Raw genomic sequence first — 883 nt, forward strand, 5'->3', positions numbered from 1 at the left:
TTCAAAAACTCAAGATATTTTTCTGCGGTTTCTGAAGGGAACTGTTCGCGCTCTACTTGTTGTTCAATCACATAGAACAAGTGAACTGGGTTTGCTGCCACTTCGGTTTGGTCAAAGTTGAACACGCGAGACAAAATCTTAAACGCAAAACGTGTAGATAGGCCGTTCATACCTTCATCGACGCCTGCGTAATCTCGATATTCTTGGTAGCTTTTCGCTTTAGGATCGGTGTCTTTTAGCGTCTCGCCGTCGTACACGCGCATTTTCGAGAAGATAGACGAGTTTTCAGGCTCTTTCAGACGAGAAAGAATGCTGAACTGCGCCAATGTTTCTAATGTGCTTGGTGAGCAAGGGGCTTGAGACAATTCACTGTTTTCAAGCAGTTTTTGATAGATTTTAACTTCTTCCGATACGCGTAAACAGTACGGTACTTTTACGATGTATACGCGGTCTAGGAAGGCTTCGTTGTTTTTGTTGTTGCGGAAGGTTTGCCACTCAGATTCGTTAGAGTGAGCCAAAATCATGCCGTCGAATGGAATCGCAGAAAGGCCTTCCGTCCCGTTAAAGTTGCCTTCTTGTGTTGCGGTTAGTAATGGGTGCAATACTTTAATTGGCGCTTTGAACATCTCGACGAATTCCATCAAGCCTTGGTTTGCTTTACACAGCGCGCCAGAGTAGCTGTACGCATCTGGGTCGTCTTGAGAGTAGTGTTCGAGTTTACGGATATCCACTTTACCGACGAGTGATGAAATATCTTGGTTGTTCTCATCACCAGGTTCGGTTTTCGCAATACCGATTTGGTCAAGGATAGATGGACGAACTTTCATCACTTTAAACTTAGTGATGTCGCCACCAAATTCGTGAAGGCGTTTTGCTGCCCAAG

The 883-nt window shown here is 44.7% G+C and carries 1 protein-coding gene; it reads right to left on the reverse strand.

All coding sequences use genetic code 11. From position 1 onward, the window contains the following. A partial coding sequence (locus R7Q11_RS25320) for a PrkA family serine protein kinase (RefSeq protein WP_225466899.1) occupies positions 1-883 on the reverse strand: 883 nt, incomplete at both ends.

This window comes from Vibrio sp. 970 (genome assembly GCF_033339075.1).